The sequence below is a fragment of the Falsigemmobacter intermedius genome (assembly GCF_004054105.1).
GTDB classification, from domain to species: Bacteria; Pseudomonadota; Alphaproteobacteria; order Rhodobacterales; family Rhodobacteraceae; genus Wagnerdoeblera; species Wagnerdoeblera intermedia.
Genome location: NZ_SBLC01000042.1, coordinates 1 through 19,475, shown reverse-complemented (window position 1 = coordinate 19,475; position 19,475 = coordinate 1). Strand labels below are relative to the sequence as shown.

The following is a 19,475-nucleotide window of genomic DNA, read 5'->3' as shown; positions in this document are numbered from 1 at the left end:
TGATGGCATTTTCATTCGAAATCCTGTAGCAGGGGCTTCACTACACAACAACTTGGCAATGCCCTCGACGCAGATGAAGGAGCGATCCCTCGGCTCGTCCGCGAGGAATGCAGAGATCTTCTGGATCAAATCGCAGAACAAACGACCCGTATCGACGAGAAAACTAAGAAGGCACACCAGCTGGCGGATGGCACTGAGGCGGCGAGGCGCCTGCAGACCGTGCCGGGGGTGGGCCCAATCACAGCACTGGCATTTGACGCTTTCGCACCGGACATGAAAACCTTCAGGCGTGGTCGCGACTTCGCCGCCTGGCTGGGACTTGTTCCGCGTCAGCACTCTTCCGGAGGTAAGGAGCGATTGGGACGGATTACAAAAGCAGGTCAGGCTGATATCAGGCGTCTCCTTATCACCGGTGCCATGTCTCGGCTAAACTGGCTGGGACGTTCACGTATCCCGCAAGGTTCCTGGCTGGAACGGATGCTGGCAAGAAAGCCGCGCATGTTGGTAGCGATTGCCCTGGCTAACAAAATGGCGCGCGCCATCTGGGCAATGATGACAAAACAACAGGACTACAGGATCCCTGTGACCGCTGCGGCTAGAGACTGAACGTAACGCACGCATTCGGTACAGGGTAAAGAGGTGTAAGAAGCCGACGACTCCATGGGCAAAAGATCGAAACGATCCGGATCGGGAAAACCAGATAGCAACTGCGAGCAATCGAGCTCGAGACACAGATGTGGACCCGCTTCGCTGATCACCATCCCGGCCAGCGGCTTCTGAAAATTGCCGCACATACAGGCCTGACAGAAGACCGCACTCGATCACCTGCCCCAAGAGAACAGGCCTTGCACAATGGGCGGCAACCACAGAAGTTGCTAAATGCCGAAGCTATTCAGCCTATGTTCTTTGTGTGTTCTTTTCATCGAAAACACGTCTACGTGCCCGCATACTCAACCCTTCCAGATCGTATGGCTCTGTTCACGCATAAATTGAGGTAGGTAGAAGGGCCCGAGGCCGCCTTTGCCCGATAAGCCTGAGCCTTTCCAGCCGCAGAAGGTCTGGATGCCCGGCCAGGCACCCGTGGTAGCGCCGCTGACGCGGTTGACGTAGAGGGCGCCTGCTTGGGCACGGTCCAGGAAAAGGTCGATCTCCGCTTGATCGCTCGCGTAGCAGCCGGCAGTGAGGCCATAGGCGACGGCGTTGCCGTCGGCGATTGCCGCTTGAAGGTCGTCAAAGACCTGAACCGTTAGGAATGGTAAAAACAGTTCGTCGCGATTGAGCGGATGGTCGGCTGGAAGGCTGTCGACGATGGTCGGTTCGACATAAAAGCCGTGGTCGTAGATCCCGCCCGTAAGCCGGTTCCCGCCTGCAAGGATGTGTCCATCGCGCTCCGCGTTGCTGCATGCCTGCTCGAATCGGCGGAAGGCGGCCTCATTGATCACCGGTCCCATGAAGATGTCGCGGCCCCTCGGATCTCCAATGCGGATCGATTTCGTCAGTGCGACCAGTCTCTCAACAAAGGCATCCCGGATGCTGGTATGGACGTAGACCTTGGAACCGGCCGAGCATTTCTGGCCCTGCAGGCCGAAGGCTGAACGCATCATGCCCTGTGCTGCGCGCTCGACATCGGCGGAAGCTGCGACATAGGTCGGGTTCTTGCCGCCCATCTCGGCGATGACCGGACGGTTGAAGACACCGCTCGCGACCTTGCGCAGCATATCGGAACCAACCTTGTGGCTGCCGGTAAAGGCAAAGCCGTCGAAGCCCTGATGATCGATCATCGCCTGTCCTGCGCTGCCATCGCCACGGATCATGTTGAGGACGCCAGCTGGAAGCCCGGCTGCATCGGCTGCGCGCATGATGAGGGCGCCGGTCAGTCCAGCAAATTCACTCGGCTTGTAGACCACTGTGTTGCCAGCGATCAGCGCGCTCGACAGCATGCCGACCGACAATGCCAGCGGGAAGTTGAACGGCGCGATGACGCCGAAGACGCCATAGGGGCGCAGCCGATCGCTGGTCTCCTCATTGTCGAAGGCGCGCTGCAGCGGGCGGACGAAGCCGTTGTTCTCCTCCATCTGCGATGCGTAGTAGCGCACCAAGTCGATCGCCTCTTCGGCCTCACCCATCGCCTCAAGGCGGGACTTGCCGACCTCAATTAGGCAGGCAGCGGCGAGCTGGAATTTCTCGTTTTCCAACTGGTCGGCAAAGTGGCGTATCGCTACGAGGCGGTCCTGCCATGGCATAGCGCTCCACGACTTTTGCGCCGCACGTGCGGCGGCGACGGCGCGGTCGACGACTGCTGCATCGGCGCGGTGGAAGCGACCCAGCAGGATCCGGTTGTCTATCGGCGAGACAGCGTCGTAGATATCGCCGGCGGCTACATCCTCGCCACCGATGCGGTGCGGCCAAGCCTTGCCGAGCACCTCGGCACGTACCTTTGCGATCACGGTATCGAGGAGGTCATGGACGCCGGAAAAATCGGCCTGGATGTTGGAATATGTGACGCGCGGTAATGCGTTCTGGGACATGCGAAAATCCTCGGTCGAGCTACTTGGCGGCGCTTAGGCGCTGACGCGCGCTGGGGCCTGAGTGGTACGGTCGAACGTGTCGGGCGTAACACCAGCAGAGCGAAGGATATGCTTCTGCACCTTGCCGGATGCGGTCTTTGGAAGTTCGTCGAGGATACGGATGTAGCGCGGCACCATGAATTGCGGCAGCGTCTTGGTCAGTTCCTCGGTAACCGCTACCGGGTCGATGGTCGCCCCTTCAACCGGCGTCACGAAAATAAGCACCTCGTCTTCACTGAACTCGGAGGGCACCGCGACTGCAGCGCACTCGCGGATGGCCGCAATGTTCAGAACCTCGTTTTCCAGGGCGAAGGACGAAATATTCTCCCCCCGGCGACGGATCACGTCCTTGAGGCGGTCGACGAAGAAGTAGGTTCCGTCCTTCTCGCGACGAAATCCGTCTCCGGTATGGAACCAGCCGTTTCGCATCGCTTCAACCGTGGCTTTCGGATTGTTGTAGTAACCGCGCATCAGCGCCCATGGACGGTGGGTACGCACAATGAGCTCGCCAACCTGACCGTCCGGAACCTCGATGTCGTTTTCGTCGACGATGCGCATCTCATACCAGGGCCGCGGCTTGCCGGCGATGCCCTTGGCCGTGATGCCAGGGCCCGCGACCATCGGCGACGAAATTTCGGTCATGTTGTAGATGGTCCACGCGTCGACGCCAAAACGCTCGGCAAACAGCGGGCCGTCTTCGCCGAATGGCGTGATGAATGCGCGGCGCAGCGGATGGTTCTTGTCGTCAGATGACGGCGGTTGCTTCAGCAGGAAGCTCGCCATCACGCCAAGCAGCAGGCAGTAGGTCGAACCGGTCTCGCGCACGGCCTGCCAGAAGGTGCCTGTCTTGAACTCGCGCGTCATGCCGATGGAAAGGCCACGCGCGAGCATCGCATAGACGTAGAGCGTCGAGCCGCAGTGGAAGATCGGGCCGCAGATCATGCAACGATCGTCTTCCTCGACGCAGTCAAACGCATCCGGGCCCATCGTATAAAGCTGCGTGTAGCTGCTCATCACGCCCTTTGCATTCCCGGTCGTGCCGGAGGTGTACATGATCGCGTGGAGATCCCACGGCTCGATCGGGCTGGAGAGTTCGAGAAGGCTCGCCTCTTCCTCGACCGGGTCTTCCAGCATGCGTACATCGAGGCCCGCAACCGCCTGCGCTTCGCCTTCCACGACCAGCACGGTCTTCACTTTGCCCGGAGAGACCTCGCCCAAACGCTCGACCAGCGAGGCAGCAGCAACGAGAAGAGGCGCGTCGGCGTCATCAAGAATGTGCTCGAGGACACGGCCGCGCGCAGCCGTATTGATCGGTACGTAAACGGCACCGAGATAGTTGATGGCGAACCAGGTGCAGAGCAGGTCAGGCCCGTTGCCCATCATGCAAAGGACGTGATCGCCGCGCTTCACGCCAGCGCGGGCAAGCGTGGTTGCGCGAAGGCGTACGCGCCGTAGCGTCTCGCCGTAGCTCCACTCGTCGCCCGGCCAGAACTGAACAAACGGAGCCTCGGGCCGCTCGGCCGCATAGGTCTCCAAGATGTAGCGGAGCACCGCACGGTTGCGGTCGAGTGCCGGATCCGATGCGCAGACTGTACCGGTCGTCATGTCCTCTCCTTCCGAAGGCCTCAGAGCATTTTCACAGCTACTGGGCTCCTCCCCAGTGGCTATCTGCCCGACGAAAATATGCCTTGCAATCCTGAAAATAGGTATGCAACATACTCGGTAGTATGTCAAAGCGGTTTGTTAGGAACCGCGCGTTGGGAGGGGCAGGGAGGCCATATGTCGGCAGTATCGACGTCCGTTGAGGGCAAGGTGGCGACCGTTCGTTTCGACCGAGGCGGAAAGGCGAACGCTCTGAATTCTGAGCTCATTGCGGGCTTGGAGTCGGCCGCTAGTGCTGTGGGGCAACGGGTCGACGTTGACGCTGTTGTCCTTACGGGTGCCGCTGCGATATTCGCTGCCGGGGTGGACCTTAAGGACGAGGAGCTTTGGAAGACGGGTGCTGGCGATGTAGAACGCGCGCAGGCAATGAATGCCGGCGGGCGTATGACTGATGCCTGGCGGCAGGTGCCACAGGCCGTGATCGCAGCAATCGAGGGGCCGGCGATCGGTGGCGGAGCCATCTTGGCGCTGACGGCAGATTTTCGCGTGATGGGTTCATCATCTTACCTGAGCTTTCCCGAAGTGCGGCTCGGCATGACGCTCGGGTGGGGGGGCTTGCCGCTCCTCGTCGAGCGTCTGGGGTCGTCGCGCGCCAAGCGTGTCCTTTTCTGTGACGAGAAGATCGGCCCAGAGGAGGCTCTGTCGCTTGGTCTTTGCGATCGCATTGTGGATGACGGCGCCGCGGTCACCGCTGCTTGGGCATGGGCGGCGGAACTTGCCGAAGTTCCTGCGCTTGCCCTGCGCATGACCAAGTCCGCCATTGACGGGCATGCCCGCCAGAACTGGGCGGGATGGAGCGAAGCCGATCAGTTCTACCTATCGCGACGTCTTCTAGAAGAAGCCGGCCGCAAATAATCACTGGGGGTAGGGCGCGAGCGCGGCAGCCGGGGACTACGCACGTCTGTGCATCAAGGAGGAGCATTAGAATGAAGAATCTGAAGACCATTATTCTGTCGAGCGTGTTTACGCTGACCGCCGCCGCCGCTTTCGCGGAGCCTTACCGAATTGGCGTTCTGACGGACATGTCCGGCATGAACTACGACCTTTCTGGTCAGGGCTCGGTTGTGGCCGCGCAGATGGCCGTCGAGGATTTTGGTGGCAAGCTGCTGGGAGAGGGCATCGAGGTCATCGTCGGCGACCACCAGAACAAGCCGGATATCGGCTCGACGCTGGCACGCACCTGGATCGATGAGCAGAATGTTGTCGCCCTTGTCGACGTGCCGACCTCGTCGGTTGCTATGGCTGTGCAGGAAATCACCCGCCAGAAGGACACCGCTTTCCTGATCTCGACCGCTGGCTCGTCCGCTCTGACCGCCGAAGCCTGTTCGGCGTCGACGGCGCAGTGGACCTGGGATACCTACGCGCTGGCTAACGGGACCGGCAGAGCGCTGACGCAGGGTGGCGCAAAGAAGTGGTACTTCATCACCGTCGACTACACCTTCGGCCATGCGCTTGAGGCTGACACCACGCAGGCTGTCACCGCTGCAGGCGGTGAAGTCATCGGTTCCGTCCGCCATCCGCGCGAAACCACCGACTTCTCATCCTACATCCTGCAGGCACAGGCGTCTGGCGCAGACGTGATCGCGCTCGCCAACTCGTCGGGCGACACGATGACTGCGCTCAAGCAGATGCAGGAATTCGGCATCACCGAGGCTGGCCAGAAAGTCGCGGGCATGCTGCTGTTCCTGACCGACGTCCAAGGCGTAGGTCTCGACATCGCGCAGGACCTGACGCTCACCACCGCCTTCTACTGGGACATGGACGATGCGACCCGCGAATGGTCCGCGCGCTATAGCGAGCGCATGGGAGGCAAGAAGCCGACCATGGTTCACGCCGGCGTCTACTCGTCCGTCATGAACTATCTGAAGGCTGCAGAAGCTGCCGGTCAGGCCAAGAGCGGCTCGAAGGTGATGGAAGCCATGCGCGGCATGGACATCAACGACTTCTTCAACCGCAACGCATACCTGCGTGAAGATGGCCGCGTGGTCCATGACATGTTCCTCGTGCGTGTGAAGAAGCCGTCGGAGTCCACCTCTGAAGGCGATCTCTACGAGGTTCTCGCCACGATCCCGGGCAAAGAAGCATTCGCTTCGCTCGAAAACAGCACTTGCCCGCTCGTCAAGAAGTGATCCCAGCGACCATGACCAATAATCCAGCTGCGGCTCCTGCCGATGCTGGCGCACCCCGTGCCGTACTTTCGGCACGGGGGCTGACCAAGCGCTTCGGACCGTTTACTGCCGTCAACAACGTCGACTTGGACGTGTGCCACGGCCGGATCCATGCGCTGATCGGCCCCAACGGCGCCGGCAAGAGTACCGTGTTCAACCTGTTGACCAAGTTCCTCAAGCCAACTGAGGGTCGCATCGTGCTCGATGGGACCGACATCACGGCGATGGATCCGGCCAGCGTGGCGCGGATGGGCATGGTCAGGTCGTTCCAGATCTCTGCCACGTTTGGCGACATGACGTTGCTGGACAACGTCCGCGTTGCCCTGCAGCGGCCCAACAACATGTCCCGCCAATTCTGGCGCTCGCTGATCAGCCTCGACCGGCTCAACCGGCAGGCGATGGAGTTGCTGGACCGCGTTGGGCTTGCCGACATGGCACAGTTGCGCGCCAACAACCTTTCCTACGGGCGCAAGCGCGCGCTCGAAATCGCGACGACTCTGGCTCTCGAGCCACGCGTCCTTCTCCTCGACGAACCACTGGCCGGTATGGGCCAGGAGGACGTCGAACACATGGCAAAGCTCATCAAAACTGTCTCCCGCGACTGCGCTCTCGTGATGGTCGAGCACAATCTCAAGGTCGTCGGAGACATTGGCGACGACATCACCGTGCTGCAGCGGGGCGAGATTCTGGCGCGCGGCGACTACGCGACCGTCAGCGCCGATCCGCGCGTGCGCGAAGCATACATGGGTTCCGAAGATGACAGCCACTGATACGCTGACTGCGCCTGCAACGGTTGCGCGCGGCGGCGGCGCGGCACCGCAGCTTAAAGTGCGCAAGCTCGAAGCCTGGTACGGCGAGAGCCATGCGCTGCACGGTGTCGACCTCGACGTTTACCCCGGCGAGACCGTCACGCTGCTTGGCCGCAACGGCGTCGGCAAGACGACGACGCTGCGCGCCATAATGGGCATTATCCGCAAGCGAAAGGGCGAGGTCGAGTTCGAGCAGAAGTCGATCATGCGCGTGCCATTGCACCGCATCGCGCATGCTGGTCTTGGTTTCGTTCCCGAAGAGCGCGGCATCTTCGCCAGCCTCACGGTGGAGGAAAACCTGACCCTGCCGCCGGTTGTTGCCAAGGGCGGCATGAGCATTGAGAAGATCTACGAGATCTTCCCGAACCTCTTCGAGCGTCGCGGCAGCCCTGGCACAAAGCTTTCCGGTGGCGAGCAGCAGATGCTTGCGATTGCCCGCATCCTGCGCACCGGCGTGCGCCTGATCTTGCTGGACGAGCCGACCGAGGGCCTTGCTCCGGTGATCGTCGAGCGGATCGGCGAAGTGCTGAAGGTGCTCAAGACCCACGGCGTCAGTGTGTTGCTCGTCGAGCAGAACTTCCGCTTTGCGTCGCGTATCGCCGACCATTTCTACGTGATGGACCACGGTCAGGTGATCGACAGTTTCACGGTCTCGGAACTGCCTGCACGCACCGAGGCACTCAATACGGCCCTGGGGGTGTGAGACCATGACCACAATTTTCGGAGTGGCTCTGCCCGTCCTGACGGGCCAGCTTCTGATCGGCCTGATCAACGGTTCTTTCTATGCGCTGCTGTCACTTGGCCTTGCAGTGATCTTTGGCTTGTTGCGCATTGTCAATTTCGCCCACGGCGCGTTCTACATGCTGGGCGCCTTCGCGGCCTGGATGCTGCTCAACTATGCCGGCATCGGCTACTGGGGCGCTTTGTTTCTCGCGCCGCTGATCGTCGCGGTGGTCGGGATGGTGATCGAACGCACGATGCTGCGCGCGCTCTACGGCCTCGACCATCTTTACGGTCTGCTTTTCACCTTCGGCCTGGCCCTGCTTCTTGAAGGCGGCTTCCGTCACTACTTCGGCACATCTGGCCAGCCCTTCGCAGCGCCTGAGGCGCTGCGCGGTGCCACCAACATCGGCTTTATGATGCTACCGAACTATCGCGGTTGGGTCGTCGTCGCCTCGCTGGTCGTGTGCCTCGGCACATGGGCAATCATCGAGAAGACCAAGATCGGCGCTTACCTGCGCGCAGCAACCGAGAATTCGACGTTGGTGCAAGCCTTCGGCGTCAATGTGCCCTTACTGCTGACGCTAACCTACGGCTTCGGCTGTGCGCTGGCTGGCGTAGCCGGCGTGCTTGCTGCGCCGCTGTTCCAGGTTAGCCCGCTGATGGGCTCGAACCTCATCATCATCGTTTTCGCGGTCGTCGTTATCGGCGGCATGGGCTCAATCCTCGGCGCGATCGTCACCGGCTATATGCTCGGCATCGTCGAAGGCCTGTGCAAGGTTTTCTACCCCGAGGCCGCCAACATCGTTGTCTTCGTCATCATGGCCATCGTGCTCCTGCTGCGCCCGGCCGGTCTTTTCGGAAAGGACAGCTGACATGTCCGCGAAACACGCCGACACCATCGTCATGCCGACCCACAAGAGCCCGGTTCCTGCGCTCACCTTCGCGGCTCTGATCCTGGTCCTCGCGATCCTGCCAGCCTTCTTCTACCCAATCTTCGTGATGAAGCTGCTTTGCTTCGTCCTGTTCGCAGCAGCGTTCAACCTCCTTCTCGGCTACACGGGTCTGCTCTCCTTCGGCCATGCCGCCTTCTTCGGCGGTGCTGCCTATGTGACCGCACACGCCCTGAAGGTTTGGCAAGTGACGCCCGAATTCGCGATTCTCGCGGGCGTTGCCGCCGCAATCGTGCTTGGCCTCATCATTGGCGCGGTCGCAATTCGACGTCAGGGCATCTACTTCGCGATGATCACGCTCGCGATGGCGCAGATGTTCTACTTCTTCTGCCTGCAGGCGCCGTTCACCAACGGCGAGGACGGCATTCAGGGCTTTTCGCGCGGCCACCTGTTCGGGATCATCGATCTCAACGAGACGATGAACCTCTACTATTTCATCGCAGCGGTTACTGTGCTTTCCCTTGTCCTCATCTGGCGCATCGTCAATTCGCCGTTCGGACAGATCCTGCGCGCCATCCGCGAGAACGAGCCTCGTACCATCTCTCTCGGCTACTCGGTCCAGCGTTTCAAGCTGGCAGCGTTCGTCATGTCGGCGGGGCTCACTGGCCTTGCCGGCGCACTGAAGGCGCTGCTGTTCCAGTTCGCCACGCTCGCAGACGTTGCCTGGCAAATGTCCGGTGAGGTCATTTTGATGACGCTGATCGGCGGTATCGGCTCGTTGGCCGGTCCTGTCGTGGGGGCGGGTATCCTCATCGGAATGCAGAACTTCCTCGCCACTTCCGGCCTGCCGGTGACGATGGTGCTTGGCGGCACGTTCATGGTCTGCGTGCTTCTGTTCCGTCGCGGAGTCGTCGGCGAGATTCTGAATTTGCTGGAGCGTCGCAGGGGATGACGGACCTTCGCGCTGCCGCAACCTTTAGCCGGGCGGATGTCGTCCGTCCGGAATGGGTCGACTACAATGGTCATATGGGCGACTTCGCCTATGCGATCGCCTTTTCGCAGACCGTAACGGCGTTCATGGACGTAATCGGCATCGACCGGGCGTACCGGGATGCGACGTCTGCCACGCTGTACACGCTCGACATGCGCATCGGCTACCAGCGCGAATGCCACCAAGGCATGGCGCTGGAGTTCACCCTCCATGTTCTGGCTGCAGACACCAAGCGCATGCATCTTTACATCGAAATGCATGACAGCGACGGCAACCTGCTGGCCTGGAACGAACAGGTGCAATTGCACGTCTCCCGCGCGTCCGGACAGCCAAAGGCCGCTGCATTCCCGGACGACATGGCAATTCGCATCGTGAAGGCCGCTGAAGCTGGAGCCACAATCCTGCCGCTCGCCCATATCGACAAGCGGATCGGCCTTGGGCGATAATCCGCATAAGGCGAACTGACAAAGAGAAGGCCGGTGGATCGCTCAACCGGCCTTCTTTCATGTCTGTTGCACAAACGGTGTCAGAGCACTTCAAACAGTCCCGCGGCGCCCATGCCGCCACCAACGCACATCGTGACGACAACGTAGCGAGCGCCACGGCGCTTACCCTCGATCAGCGCATGGCCGACCATGCGTGCACCCGACATGCCGTAGGGATGACCGATTGAGATGGCACCACCGTCGACGTTGAGAAGTTCGTTCGGGATGCCCAGCTGATCTCGGGAAGGTATGACTTGCGCCGAAAAGGCCTCGTTCAGTTCCCAAAGGCCGATGTCCGCGACCTTAAGGTTGTGCTGGGCGAGGAGCTTGCGAACGGCGGGAATTGGCCCGATGCCCATTTCCTCCGGGCCAACGCCCGCGACGGAGATCCCGCGATAGAGGCCGAGTGGCGCAAGGCCGCGCTTTTCAGCTTCACTGCGCTCCATCAGCACCGAGGCCGACGCACCGTCGGATAGCTGCGAGGCATTGCCGGCCGTGATGAAGCGGCCTTCGGCAATGCGCTGGCCGTCGCGGAAAACAGGCTTGAGGTTGGTGAGGCTTTCGAGCGTTGTCTCCGGACGGTTACCCTCGTCCTTGGCAAGGGTGATTTCCTTCTCTGACACCTCACCGGTTGACTTGTCGGTCACCTGCATGATCGTCGTCAGCGGCACAATTTCGTCATCGAAGCGGCCGGCTGCCTGTGCGGCGGCGGTGCGCTGTTGCGACTGCAGGGCGTATTCGTCCTGCGCGTCGCGGCTGACGCCGTAGCGGTCTGCCACGATCTCCGCCGTTTCCAGCATCGACATGTAAGTCTGAGGGAGCTTGGCGTCGATCCAGGGATCGCGCCAGTTGCTGATGTTCATCTGCGCATTCTGCACCAGCGAGATCTGCTCAACGCCGCCACCGATCGTGATCTGCATACCGTCGGAAATGATCTGCTTGGCGGCAATCGCGATCGCCATCAGGCCAGAGGCGCACTGGCGGTCAACGCTCTGACCTGGCACCGTGACCGGCAGTCCGGCACGCAGCAGGCCGGTGCGGGCGATGTTCATGTGCGTCGTGCCTTGCTGCAGAGCTGCACCGACGACAACATCCTCGATTTCGGCCGGGTCGACGTCAGCCCGTTTGACCGCGTGCTCGATCGCATGACCGATCAGGCGCGGCGCGGTCGTCGCGTTGAACGCGCCGCGATACGCCTTGCCGATCGGCGTGCGCGCGGTGGAGACAATTACTGCTTCTCTCATCTGCTTCTCCCAAAATCAGTTGTCGTCAGGCGCCGCCAGCGCCTTGGCGCAGGCAAGAAGCTTGTCGGTCAGTTCGATTGGCCGGCGCGTTTGCCGGTCCACATAGACATGCACATAAGTACCGCGCGCAGCGCAGAGTTCCTCTCCGGCAGAGAAGAGGCCAAAACCCCACGTGAGGCTGGTACGTCCAACCTTCTCCACCCGCGCTCCGACCCAAAGCCGGGTCGGGAAGTTGATCTCGCTGAAGAACTCGGCGCCGTTCTTGACCACCAGGCCGATCGGGTCGGTCGCTTCCTGTGAAAGATCCAGAGCCCCGTAATCGATCAGCGCCATGTTCAGGGCAGTGTCGAAGTATTTCAGGTAGGCCACGTTGTTGACGTGACCGTAGATGTCACAGTCCTCCCACTGCAGCACGGTTTCCTGGTTCCAAGAATAGGCGCTGCGGGGAAGGGGATAGAGGCGTTCGTTCATCTGTCAGGCCTGGCCGAGGGCTTTCCGGGCGTTCTCGATAATGCGATCGACGTGGCGCAAGCCTTCTGCCGGCTCGATCGGCGACGAGATGTCGGCGATCCGGTCGAAGTTTGCGGCGACATCATCCGGCGTCAGCGACTTGCCGGCAAAGCAGATGCCCTCACTTTCGACGACGGCGAGGCGCGCAACCGTGCCAGCACCTGCCAAAAGCGCGGTGCGCGATGGCGCTTCCCGGCTCACGAGCCACACCGCAGCCGGCGAGACAAGTTCAGGAGCAAGCATCTGCAGCATCTCCTCACTCATCATATCGCCGGTCATGCGGGTGGCTGCCGTCGGGAGGATGGCATTCACATGAATTCCATACTTCGCACCCTCAAGGTGCAACGTGTTCATCAGGCCGATCAGCGCCATCTTGGCCGCGCCGTAGTTGGACTGACCGAAATTGCCGTAGGCGCCGGAAGTAGACGACGTCACCAGGATGCGGCCGTAGTTTTGCTCGCGCATCACGCCCCACACCGCCTTGGACGCGATTGCCGTGCCCATCAGGTGCACGTCGACCACGGCGCGGAAATCCTCGATCGTCACTTTCGCGAAGGTCCTATCGCGCAAGATGCCTGCATTGTTCATGAGGACATCGACGCGGCCGAATTCCTTCAGCGTGCGCTCCACCATCGCCTGCATGTCGGCTTCAGAGGTGACGTTGCCGCCATCGGCAATGGCGCGACCGCCCGCTTCCTTAATCTCGCGCACAACCGCATCGGCGGCTGCGGTTGATCCTCCGGTGCCGTCACGCGCTCCGCCAAAGTCGTTCACAACGACTGCCGCACCGTGCGCGGCGAGCATCAACGCATGCGAGCGGCCGAGCCCGCCGCCAGCGCCGGTGACGATTGCAACCTGATCCTTGAAGCTGACGGCCATTAGTTTTCTCCTTCCACAACCAGAACCAGCCATTCCGCGATGACGGCCGGCTTCTGCATCCCTTCGACTTCGACTTCCACGGCGAAACGACGGAGCTTGCCGCAGCCCTTCGGCTCTTCAGCGACGAGCGTAAACCTGCCACGCAGGCGCGATCCGACAGGAACCGGCGCGAGGAAACGGATCTTGTCGAAGCCGTAGTTCACCTCGACGACCCCGGCGGCTGGCAGGGGCAGGGCGCTGTGCGTGAAATGGGTCAGCAGCGACAGCGACAGAAAGCCATGGGCGATCGTCCCGCCATAGGGGCCTTCGGCCTTAGCGCGCTCTGGCTCCACGTGAATGAACTGATGATCCAGGATCGCATCGGCGAATCTGTCCACGAACGGCTGATCGACGGTGATCCATTCAGAGATCAACGGTTCGCTCTGGCGGGTCAGTTCATTCATCTGGATTTTCCACTCCTTCAACGCCTGCCGCGGAATCGACAATTGCAACATACCCAGTAGTATGTTTAATGGTGGGCGTCTAGCGTTTCGCGCAGCAACTGTTCGGCGCTGGGCAATTGCGTCCCTCATGCAAATCCGCTGATATGCACGAGAAAAAGTCTTTGGAGGAATTGATGGTCATCGCGCGGCTTGAAGCGGGTGATAAGCGCGAACTGAGCGAAGCTGAAGCTCTCGTGGAGGCTGGCCGACCGCGCCGCCCGACCCGCGCGCGGCGGAACAAGGCCGATGGGGAGACTGTCGATAACAACATCGACATTCTCGATGTTGCCGCTCAGTGCTTCATGGAAATGGGCTTCCAGGGCGCGAGCATCGATGACGTCGCGCGTCGCCTCGGAGCTACCAAGGGACGCATCTATCACTATTACCGTTCCAAGACCGATCTGTTCTTCGACGTCCACCGCGAAGGTATGCGCCGCCTCAACGAAGCAGTTCACGCAGCTATGCAGACCGGAAGTACTGGCCGCGCGACGTTGAACGCGATGCTGGAGGCGCATGCCCTGACAATGCTGCAGAACATCGCCTACCTCGCGGTCGTTGTGCAGGGCGTTCACATGCATCGTCTGGGCGCCACCACCCTCGCGCAGCGCCAAGTGCTGGACGAGATCATGGCGATCCGCGGCGACTTCGAGCGCCTGTTCATCGACGTGTTCCACCGCGGCCAGGAGGACGGCAGCATTCGCGCCGAGAACGCCTCCATCGCCGTCAAGGGCATGCTGGGCGCGGTCAACTGGACCGCCATCTGGTACCGCCCGCGCGCCGGTGAAACGCTGGAACACAAGCAGGAGATCGCTCGCGAGCTGGCGAAACGCCAGGTCGAGGGCATCGTCTGACGCCACAATCTTCTTCAGAAACTTTTGTCCGGCAGCAGCCGGGATATCCAGGGAATGCAGCCATGACTTCGATGCCGTTTTCCTTCACCACAGTTGGGCAGATTCACGTCGAGTGGGGCGGCGCCGCAAAACAAGGCGAACTCCTCAGCAGCTGGTTTCCTGCTCGCAACCTATTGATCGTAACCGATGGCGGCCTGCATAAGGCGGGCGTTCTGGAACCCGCCAAGTCGTCGCTTGCCTCGGCCGGCTTCAAGGTCACCGTGTTCGACGCGGTGGTCGCGGATCCGCCCGAGCAGGTGCTTCTTGACTGCGTCGCCCAAGGGCGCGCAGCCGGCGCGGACATCGTCATTGGCATCGGCGGTGGCTCGTCCATGGACGTCGCCAAGCTCGCCGCCGTCATGTTGGTCAGCGAGCAGCAGCTCTCTGAGCTCTACGGCATCGGCAACGTGCAGGGCGCGCGCCTGCCGCTCGTGCAGGTGCCAACGACTGCCGGAACTGGCTCTGAAGTCACCAACATCACCATCCTGACCCGCCCGGACCATTCGAAGATGGGTGTCGTTTCCGACCAGCTCTATGCTGACCGGGTGCTGCTCGATGCAGAACTCACGGTTGGTCTGCCCGCGCTGCACACCGCTGCGACGGGTATCGACGCAATGGTGCATGCGATCGAAGCCTACACCAGCAAGCACAAGAAGAACCCGTTGTCGGATGCGGCTGCTCGCGAGGCGCTGCGGCTCCTGTCGTCGAACCTCGTCGCTGCCTGCAAGAACGGCGCAGACCGCGCGGCGCGCGAGGCAATGCTGATCGGCGCGCTGCTCGCTGGCCAGGCCTTCGCCAATGCTCCGGTCGCGGCGGTGCATGCGCTCGCCTATCCGCTCGGCGGCCGCTATCACATCCCGCACGGGCTTTCGAACGCGCTGATGCTGCAGCCGGTGCTAGAGTTCAACATGAAGGCGGCGGCACCGCTTTATGCGGAACTTGCAAGCCCTGTCGGCGCAGATGTCGCGCAGGACGCCGGTTGCGAGGCCAAGGCGAACGCTTTCGTGAAGCGATTGATCGAACTGATGGATGCGTCGGGTGCACCGCGCCGCCTGCGCGACGCGGGCGTTGCCGAGGAAATGCTACCGCAGCTTGCAGCCGACGCAATGCTGCAAACGCGCCTACTCGGCAACAATCCGGTGGAAGTGACAGAAGCGGACGCGCTCGCGCTTTATCGCGCGGCCTTCTGATAGCCAAAAAACGGGCAGCAGTTCCGGCTGAGGAGGCGAACGAGGACAGCGCCTCGTTCGCACGGACCCTATCAGTCCGTGGGGAGGAATTCATGAGCACTTTCGGGACGTCAAAGTCGGTGGCTCTCTATGAACGTGCCAAGCACGTCATGCCGGCCGGCAACACGCGACACACGGTCTTTCGTACGCCCCATCAGATCTATGCTGAACGCGGCGAGGGCTGCCGGATCATCGACATCGACGGCAACAGCCGCATCGACGCCGTCGGCAACTTCACCTCGTTGATCCACGGCTACGGCTCCGAGGCGATCAAGGCGGCTGCGCGGGAACAACTGGAGAAAGGCTTCAGCTTCGGCATGGCGACGCCGGGCGAGGTAAGGCTCTCTGAAATCTTGGTCGAACGCCTGCCGTCGGTTGAGCATGTCCGCTACTGCAACTCCGGCACCGAAGCGGTCATGAATGCCGTGAAGGTCGCACGTGCGTTTACGGGCCGCGCCAAGATCGCCAAGTGCGAAGGCGCTTATCACGGCGCGTATGATGTCGTGGAGACCAGCCAGGAGGCGCGGCCGGAGAACTGGGGAGACGTGGACGCCCCGAACCCTGTTCCGACCGCCGCCGGAACCCCGCAGGGCGTGCTCGACGACGTCGTCATCATTCCGTTCAACAATGTTGAGCTAGGCGAGAAGATCCTGGGCGCCAAGGGCAACGACCTTGCAGGCGTGCTGATCGACGTTATGCCGAACCGCGCCGGTCTGGTTCCGGCAACGCCGGAATTTCTCGAGATGCTGCGCCGCGTGACCAAAGAGATCGGCGCTCTCCTCATCTTCGACGAGGTGATCACCTTCCGCCTCGGCTATAGCGGCGCGCAGGGGCGCTATGGAATCAATCCTGATGTCACTGCGCTCGGCAAAATCATTGGCGGTGGTTTCCCGATCGGCGCAGTTGCCGGCCGCAAGGACGTGATGGCCGTCTACGACCCGTCGAACGGCGCACCGAAAGTGCAGCATGGCGGCACCTTCAGCGCCAACCCTATGTCGATGATAGCTGGCATTGCCGCGATGGAAGCCCTGACGTCGGAGGCTTTTGCTCATCTCGAGGCGCTCGGCGACCGCTTCGAAACGAAAATCACCGCCCTCTTCGAGGAACTCGTTACCGAGGCGCAGGTAACGGGTATGGCCTCGCTGCGCCGCATTCACTTGAACAAGGCAGAGCTTTCCGACTTCCGCTCCACGGTGCTGGCAGGCGCCGACGGTGCGAAGAAGGTTGCAGCCCTGGCTCGCCTGTTGTTCGACGAGGGCGTCATTATCGCTGCCAACGGCCTCGTCTGTTTCTCGACGCCAATGACCTTTGGTGACATCGACGAGATCATCGCAGCATTCGCCCGTGCACTGCCGAAGCTTTCGGAAGTTTGAACCCGAGATCTCACCGCGGTCGCCGAAAAGCTTTGCCCTTCCTTCCCTGATTGCGAGATCGTCATGCTACCTTTGAAAGATCCTAGCCTTCTGATCGACAAGTGCCTCGTCAACGGCAAATGGGTCGGGGCGCAATCAGGCAAGACGGTCGACGTAACCAATCCGGCAACCGGTGACGTTATTGCCCGCATTCCGTCGATGTCGGCACAGGAAGTTGAAGACGTCATCGGCCACGCCAACGCAGCCTTCCGCCCGTGGGCGCGTCGCTCTGCCAAGGAACGCTCGGCGATCCTGCGCAAGTGGTTCGATCGGCATTGCCAAGTTGTTGTGTCGTGAAGCGCCTGCTACAGGATCTCGGATGAAAACGCCATCATCCATGCCGCGCCTGAAGGGGTTTCGCTTTCCCCGTGAGATCATTGCCTACGCCGTCTGGGCATATCACCGCTTCGCCCTGAGCGGGGCTGACGTCGAGGACCTTCTGGCAGAGCGCGGCGTGATCGTCAGCCGCGAGAGCATCAGGCTTTGGGTTAACCGCTTTGGCGCGCAGTTTGCCACCTGCATCCGGCGCGATAGGCCGGGGCCGTCGGACAAGTGGCATCTGGACGAGGTCGTCATCCCGATACGCGGCAGGAAACACTGGCTCTGGCGGGCGGTTGACGCCAATGGCCACACGCTCGACATCCTCGTGCAAACCCGCCGGAACGCCAGAGCCGCGAGGCGCTTTCTGGCAAGGCTCATCGCGCAATTCGGCCAGCCGCGTGTGATGATCACCGACAAGCTGCGCAGCTACTTCAAGCCAATCCGGAACCTGGCTCCCGACGCCGACCACAGGGCACACAAGGGGCTGAACAACCTGGTCGAGGGCTCACACAGACCAACGCGACGGCGAGAGAAGATCATGGGACGCTTCAAGTCCCAACGACAGGCGCAGAGATTCCTCGCCGCCCATGACCAGATCAACACCCTCTTCCGTCCCCGCCGCTATCGTCTCACCGCATCTTCATACCGCCACGCACGGGCTGACGCCTTCAGCCTGTGGAACGACTATGCGCTCGAGATGAACGCATAAGCGCTCACGCTTCGCCCCCCTTTGCGCCCACAATCACCCAACTTGGCAATGCCGCTGAAACTGGCCGGTATGATCGACTGGGAAGTGTTCGAGCGGGAATGGTCTGGTTTCTTTCCGTCCCACCGCGGTCGGCCAGCGACACCGCCGAGGCTGGTGGCAGGCCTGCTCTATCTGCAGCACGCCTTTCGATTGTCGGATGAGGCGGTGGTGGCCCGGTGGGTCGAGAACCCCTTCTGTATTGGTTCTGGGTTATGATTTCTCCGCCAGCAGTCCGGCCAGACTGCTGGCGGGGTGGGCACAACGAGGAACCCTGATCGCTTAAGCGATGTTAATAGACGGTCGGCCCGCCTCTCTATCTCATGGTCTCGGACAGTTGATTGCGGCCAGTTTTGGACCGCGCACAGAAGAAAGAGAGATGATTATGATAGAGCCACATACCGTAATTGGCATAGATGTTTCTCGCGATTGGTTGGATTTTCACAGCCTTTTCGATGGCAAGCGCGGGCGCTTTCGCAATACCGACTTAGGTCATGCTCAGCTGGCAACTTTGGCCAAAGGATATGGCGCCACGGTGTGCTTTGAGGCGACCGGCGGTATGGAATGGCCGCTTTGGGCGCATCTTGAGGCCCAAGGTGTTGCGGCTTTTCAAGTGCCGCCCGCACAGGTGAAGTGGTTCACAAAAGCTTTCGGCATGCGGGCCAAAACCGATCAGATGGACGCAGAAATGATCGCGCGCTTCTTTGTGTTTAGGCCGACGTCGGGGCGGCGGTTGCCTGCGCAAAAACTACGGGATCTCAGAGCCTTAAATTCTAAGCGGATACAGCTTGTCGATTTGCGCCGCAGACATCTGGTGATGATGAAAGGGCAAAAACGGCAAGGGATTGATGAGATGTTCTCAGCCCAAGACAAAGACCTTCTGGCGCTCTTAGCGGCCCAGGTGCGCCAAGTTGAGCAGCGCATCTCGCAGGTGATCGCCTCAGATCAGCTCTTGGCACGACGTGCTGACTTGTTGCAATCAGTGCCGGGCCTTGGAGATGTCACCACCGCTATGCTGATCTCTGAACTGCCAGAATTGGGAGAAATATCGGTTGAGCAGGCTGCGGCTTTGGCAGGTCTTGCGCCCATGGCCAATGAAAGCGGAGCCTTTAAAGGGAAGCGTAGTATCAGAGGCGGCAGGCAAACCCTGCGCCATATCCTCTACCAAGCAGCCTTGGTCGCTAGCCGGTTTAACCCACGTATGAAACTCGTCGCCCAAAAGATGAAAGCGGCAGGAAAACCCCATAAAGTCGTCATAATTGCCGTTGCCAGAAAGTTGCTCGGCATCGTGGCGTCCATGTGCAAATACGACCGAAAATGGGATTTTCAGCCAGCCTAGAAATACAGTTGCTATTACCAGCATTTCACCGGCGAGGTGTTCTTCCAGCACCGCCCGCCGATTGACCCCTCGTCTTTGACCCGCTGGCGGAAGCGGATCGGAGAAGAAGGCGTGGAATGGCTTCTGACG

At 61.0% G+C, this 19,475-nt stretch carries 20 protein-coding genes and 2 pseudogenes; 16 read left to right on the top strand and 6 right to left on the bottom strand.

The window, feature by feature from the left end; translation table 11 throughout:
• Positions 1–84 precede the first annotated feature (84 nt).
• Complete coding sequence (locus tag EP867_RS16870) at positions 85–606, top strand: IS110 family RNA-guided transposase (RefSeq protein ID WP_380050167.1); 522 nt, start codon at positions 85–87, stop codon at positions 604–606.
• A gap of 344 nt (positions 607–950) precedes the next feature.
• On the opposite strand, the gene EP867_RS16865 is transcribed toward EP867_RS16870, so the two are convergent.
• Together EP867_RS16865 and EP867_RS16860 are read right to left on the bottom strand one after the other, a co-directional pair.
• Positions 951–2,528 (bottom strand): aldehyde dehydrogenase family protein, encoded by a 1,578-nt coding sequence (locus EP867_RS16865; RefSeq protein ID WP_128490637.1) that lies wholly within the window; start codon positions 2,526–2,528, stop codon positions 951–953.
• 33 nt (positions 2,529–2,561) lie between these two features.
• Entirely contained in the window at positions 2,562–4,172 is a 1,611-nt protein-coding gene (locus tag EP867_RS16860; RefSeq protein WP_128490636.1) for an AMP-binding protein, read from the bottom strand.
• Positions 4,173–4,346: 174 nt separating this feature from the next.
• Here EP867_RS16860 and EP867_RS16855 point away from each other — a divergent pair, with 174 nt between their 5' ends.
• From EP867_RS16855 to EP867_RS16825, 7 genes are all read left to right on the top strand, one after another.
• Complete coding sequence (locus tag EP867_RS16855; RefSeq protein WP_128490635.1) at positions 4,347–5,084, top strand: enoyl-CoA hydratase/isomerase family protein; 738 nt, start codon at positions 4,347–4,349, stop codon at positions 5,082–5,084.
• Between the two features lie 71 nt (positions 5,085–5,155).
• On the top strand, positions 5,156–6,358 hold the full coding sequence (locus EP867_RS16850; protein ID WP_128490634.1) for an ABC transporter substrate-binding protein: 1,203 nt from the start codon (positions 5,156–5,158) through the stop codon (positions 6,356–6,358).
• A gap of 11 nt (positions 6,359–6,369) precedes the next feature.
• A complete protein-coding gene (locus EP867_RS16845) occupies positions 6,370–7,167 on the top strand; it encodes an ABC transporter ATP-binding protein (RefSeq protein WP_128490633.1) in 798 nt (265 codons plus the stop codon).
• On the top strand, positions 7,154–7,909 hold the full coding sequence (locus EP867_RS16840) for an ABC transporter ATP-binding protein (RefSeq protein WP_128490632.1): 756 nt from the start codon (positions 7,154–7,156) through the stop codon (positions 7,907–7,909). The genes EP867_RS16845 and EP867_RS16840 overlap by 14 nt, the downstream gene beginning before the upstream one ends.
• Positions 7,910–7,913: 4 nt before the next feature.
• Complete coding sequence (locus EP867_RS16835) at positions 7,914–8,801, top strand: branched-chain amino acid ABC transporter permease (RefSeq protein ID WP_128490631.1); 888 nt, start codon at positions 7,914–7,916, stop codon at positions 8,799–8,801.
• A gap of 1 nt (position 8,802) precedes the next feature.
• Complete coding sequence (locus tag EP867_RS16830; RefSeq protein WP_128490630.1) at positions 8,803–9,771, top strand: branched-chain amino acid ABC transporter permease; 969 nt, start codon at positions 8,803–8,805, stop codon at positions 9,769–9,771.
• Positions 9,768–10,256 carry a thioesterase family protein gene (locus EP867_RS16825; RefSeq protein ID WP_128490629.1) on the top strand — a complete coding sequence of 163 codons (489 nt, stop codon included), beginning with the start codon at positions 9,768–9,770 and terminating at the stop codon, positions 10,254–10,256. Before EP867_RS16830 ends, EP867_RS16825 begins: the two co-directional genes overlap by 4 nt.
• A gap of 80 nt (positions 10,257–10,336) precedes the next feature.
• Here the strand turns inward: EP867_RS16825 and EP867_RS16820 are convergent, their stop codons facing one another.
• Genes EP867_RS16820 through EP867_RS16805 form a run of 4 tightly spaced genes read right to left on the bottom strand, consistent with a single transcriptional unit; the run spans position 10,337 to position 13,371 of the window.
• Entirely contained in the window at positions 10,337–11,539 is a 1,203-nt protein-coding gene (locus tag EP867_RS16820) for an acetyl-CoA C-acyltransferase (RefSeq protein WP_128490628.1), read from the bottom strand.
• Between the two features lie 15 nt (positions 11,540–11,554).
• Positions 11,555–12,010 carry an acyl-CoA thioesterase gene (locus EP867_RS16815; protein WP_128490627.1) on the bottom strand — a complete coding sequence of 152 codons (456 nt, stop codon included), beginning with the start codon at positions 12,008–12,010 and terminating at the stop codon, positions 11,555–11,557.
• A 3-nt stretch (positions 12,011–12,013) separates the two neighbouring features.
• Entirely contained in the window at positions 12,014–12,928 is a 915-nt protein-coding gene (locus EP867_RS16810) for an SDR family NAD(P)-dependent oxidoreductase (RefSeq protein ID WP_128490626.1), read from the bottom strand.
• On the bottom strand, positions 12,928–13,371 hold the full coding sequence (locus tag EP867_RS16805; protein ID WP_128490625.1) for a MaoC family dehydratase: 444 nt from the start codon (positions 13,369–13,371) through the stop codon (positions 12,928–12,930). The genes EP867_RS16810 and EP867_RS16805 overlap by 1 nt, the downstream gene beginning before the upstream one ends.
• A gap of 173 nt (positions 13,372–13,544) precedes the next feature.
• On the opposite strand from EP867_RS16805, the gene EP867_RS16800 reads away from it, so the two are divergent.
• The 8 genes and pseudogenes from EP867_RS16800 to EP867_RS16765 form a co-directional block, all read left to right on the top strand.
• The gene (locus tag EP867_RS16800) at positions 13,545–14,261 is read left to right on the top strand and encodes a TetR/AcrR family transcriptional regulator (RefSeq protein WP_128490624.1); all 717 of its coding nucleotides are present in this window, start codon (positions 13,545–13,547) and stop codon (positions 14,259–14,261) included.
• Positions 14,262–14,323: 62 nt separating this feature from the next.
• Entirely contained in the window at positions 14,324–15,490 is a 1,167-nt protein-coding gene (locus EP867_RS16795) for an iron-containing alcohol dehydrogenase (RefSeq protein ID WP_128490623.1), read from the top strand.
• Between the two features lie 92 nt (positions 15,491–15,582).
• Positions 15,583–16,902, top strand: a complete 1,320-nt coding sequence (locus EP867_RS16790; RefSeq protein WP_128490622.1) for an aspartate aminotransferase family protein — start codon at positions 15,583–15,585, stop codon at positions 16,900–16,902.
• A gap of 63 nt (positions 16,903–16,965) precedes the next feature.
• Complete coding sequence (locus tag EP867_RS16785) at positions 16,966–17,238, top strand: aldehyde dehydrogenase family protein (protein ID WP_128490621.1); 273 nt, start codon at positions 16,966–16,968, stop codon at positions 17,236–17,238.
• A 22-nt stretch (positions 17,239–17,260) separates the two neighbouring features.
• A complete protein-coding gene (locus EP867_RS16780) occupies positions 17,261–17,971 on the top strand; it encodes an IS6-like element ISPpa9 family transposase (RefSeq protein ID WP_026155209.1) in 711 nt (236 codons plus the stop codon).
• 21 nt (positions 17,972–17,992) lie between these two features.
• Positions 17,993–18,205, top strand: a pseudogene (locus tag EP867_RS16775) (transposase); the annotation flags it as partial.
• A 181-nt stretch (positions 18,206–18,386) separates the two neighbouring features.
• Positions 18,387–19,346, top strand: a complete 960-nt coding sequence (locus EP867_RS16770; protein WP_164888919.1) for an IS110 family RNA-guided transposase — start codon at positions 18,387–18,389, stop codon at positions 19,344–19,346.
• 12 nt (positions 19,347–19,358) lie between these two features.
• Positions 19,359–19,475 (top strand): annotated as a pseudogene (locus tag EP867_RS16765) (hypothetical protein); the annotation flags it as partial.